Here is a 2,615-nt window from a genome sequence, read left to right on the forward strand (position 1 = left end):
CAACGCATACTTGGCATTAAGGAACATTATCGCAGTGCCGAATAGCATTTGACGGGCATAGTCCTTCTTTATGTGCAAATATCCAACGATTAGCAAACCCAACCATACAATTCCCAGCAGAAACAGGCTTTCATAGGAAACTCCCAGATTTAGAAGCGGATTTATTACTTCCCCGCCTTTGTACAAAAGCACAATTGCCACAAGTGGAAGCAATTGAAGTGCGGAAAGTGACAGGCCGACAAGCCAGTAGAATGAGCCTCCCCAAATCAGCCCAGCAAGAACCATCAAAAGTGCTGAAGCCACCAGTTGCTCCCATTTCTTTTCTATTTTCCACGCAAAGAAGAAGTAAACCGCAAAGAACAGAAAAGGATAGGCTAATTGGTCATTCTCAAACTTAATAAACTCCCAGAACAGCAACGGCCCCAACCCAACCGCAAATACTCCTGCCAGCCATCCCTCTTTCTCATCAAACAGTTCCCCAAGCAGTGCAATCGCAAATACTGACACTCCAAAGCAGAAAAGCAGGATTAATTTCGTGTTAAACTGGCTGCAGGATATTCCACTAAAAAGAATGGTTTGAACAACGCCTTCGGTCCAGACAGGATTATTCCCGCAGACCTGATTCAGGTAATAATAGGAATCAGCACCTTCCAGATTGGGCCTTGCCAAATAGAACAGGAACGGCAGTATAATAACCGCCAGCAAGGTTAGGAGTTGTTTCCTGTTCATTTAATCAACTGATAACCAATTGCTTTTCGTTTATCATTGAAAAATTTCTTATCTGGAACTCTAATCAATCCTTTCCACTTTGTAGTTGCTCCCCTATACATAATCAATCATCATCCTCCAGAAAATTCTGCCTTTTCCATTTCTCATAGTGCCATTGAACCCTGATTGCGAATTTCTTATCTGTTTCCCAAGGTTGCTTCCTAATGCTTAATTTCTTGGACAGTTCTTCAGTGTTCATAAAATACCCATGCCTTTTGCGACTTTGTGCAAAGAGTAAAGTATTATGAAAACAATAACAATCGTAACCGGAAGCCATGGATTTTCAAGTATGCTAAGAAAAACTAAACTCACTCAGGCACCTCAAAAATAGTTCCCATCATAGTTCTAAAAAAATCTTTTTTTATTAAGTTGCCATCAAAAACATAAAAACAAGAAAAGTCTCTTGTGGCAAAAAAAGAGATAACTGAATCTCCTTCACCATGAACAAAAACATAATCAGTAGGAGTATATTTTTGGCACGTTTCACTTACTTCAATAGTTAAGCCAAAATAAGTTCCTACTTTAGCTGCGGTAAATGGTATTCCTACAACTAAAAAAACCAGTAAAAATGGAATAAATATTAGTAGTCCTAAGACTTTAATTTTTTGATTCATTCAGGAACACCGCTTTCCGCACATTTCTTATGCCATCGCTTTCCGGCAAAGGCCAGAATATCATCTTCCCATTCATCAATTGTTTCCTCACAGATGCAGCAATCGGTTTCTGGGTCAAATTCTTCATCTACTGGCATCTGCATCCCTTCTTTTTAAATTATCAATTAAATCAGCGTACCTCATAGAAATAAAGCACCATGTAGCCAGGAATAGAATAAATATGCCAAATTCTAAGAATGCCGGCATAATAACAAAGCCAAGAAACGCTAAAATGCCAAAATATAATACCATTGTTGAAGAATACCTCTTAATCTCCTCATGGCTTGACTTTTTATTGCCGCCCCGCCAATCATATATCTTATCTAACAAGTTATCCCAATGTCCCATTATTTCGCCTCCTCCTGTTCAATTTGTTCCAGACCACACCTAAGCACAAAATCAGTGAAATCCCTAACATTAATGCTCCTGGTCAATGCCTTCATTCTAATAATAAAGGCAACATCTTGCTTAACTTGTAAATTTGTAAATTCTGGTTTCTTAGCCAATTAATCTCACCTGAAATAGATATGGTAGTATGGCATTATAATACCATACCATCATAATTGTTGCATGGACAAGAAAACCCTTGACGCAATAGTTGTAATAATCCTTGGAACTGTTTTATTTCTCCTTATAGCCATATTCTTCGCCACGCCTATGCTTATGGATATATTGCGGCCTTCACCTCCTGAACTATATTTCCCTAACCAGGATGAGAATGGCTTCTTTCCTATTTGCATTGATGGATTCATGGCCGGATGCACTCCTAAAGGATGTGTTCCTTCAGAGCCGATAATTGAGTGCCAGATAATTAATGTTAATTTGGGGGAATTGGAATGAATTTTTGGGAATCATATCCTAGTTTTGTTATAGGTGTATGTATGGGAATGGGAATAGTATTAGTTTCAACAGGATGGCTAGAAGGATGGGCCTTTATTGTTTCTTCAATGCTATGTATTGGATGGCTAGAAGGAATATGGGCCTTTATTGTTTCTTCAATGCTATGTATTTTTTTAATGAGATTTTATTACGATAAGAAAAAAGTAGCGAAAACTACCAAAGTAGCGACAAAAGAGGTGAGTGAATGAATTTGTTTTTTTCTTTGCTGGTAGTTGTTGGAGCATTTATATTTGGAATAATTAGTTTGATATTTGGCTTGGAATCTTTAGCTTTTCTAAGTGCAGCAATCATGAT

At 38.0% G+C, this 2,615-nt stretch carries 4 protein-coding genes; 1 reads left to right on the forward strand and 3 read right to left on the reverse strand.

The genetic code is table 11. The annotated features are described in order from the left end of the window. The 3 genes from VMW01_13965 to VMW01_13975 all read right to left on the reverse strand — a co-directional run. On the reverse strand, nt 1-705 hold a 705-nt coding region (locus VMW01_13965), incomplete at its 3' end, for a hypothetical protein (GenBank protein HUW07352.1). Nucleotides 706-1,076: 371 nt separating this feature from the next. After that, on the reverse strand, nt 1,077-1,382 hold the full coding sequence (locus VMW01_13970) for a hypothetical protein (protein HUW07353.1): 306 nt from the start codon (nt 1,380-1,382) through the stop codon (nt 1,077-1,079). After that, a complete protein-coding gene (locus VMW01_13975; protein HUW07354.1) occupies nt 1,379-1,519 on the reverse strand; it encodes a hypothetical protein in 141 nt (46 codons plus the stop codon). Before VMW01_13975 ends, VMW01_13970 begins: the two co-directional genes overlap by 4 nt. A gap of 472 nt (nt 1,520-1,991) precedes the next feature. Here VMW01_13975 and VMW01_13980 point away from each other — a divergent pair, with 472 nt between their 5' ends. Continuing rightward, nucleotides 1,992-2,261 (forward strand): hypothetical protein, encoded by a 270-nt coding sequence (locus tag VMW01_13980; protein HUW07355.1) that lies wholly within the window; start codon nt 1,992-1,994, stop codon nt 2,259-2,261. Nucleotides 2,262-2,615: the final 354 nt, after the last annotated feature.

It is taken from the genome of Williamwhitmania sp. (assembly GCA_035529935.1).
GTDB lineage: Bacteria > Bacteroidota > Bacteroidia > Bacteroidales > Williamwhitmaniaceae > Williamwhitmania.

What these genes read in the sequence shown, in the direction of transcription:
- VMW01_13970 (HUW07353.1), bottom strand. Translation starts at nt 1,382, where the DNA reads ATGAATCAAAAAATTAAAGTCTTAGGACTACTAATATTTATTCCATTT.
- VMW01_13975 (HUW07354.1), bottom strand. Translation starts at nt 1,519, where the DNA reads ATGCCAGTAGATGAAGAATTTGACCCAGAAACCGATTGCTGCATCTGT.
- VMW01_13980 (HUW07355.1), top strand. Translation starts at nt 1,992, where the DNA reads ATGGACAAGAAAACCCTTGACGCAATAGTTGTAATAATCCTTGGAACT.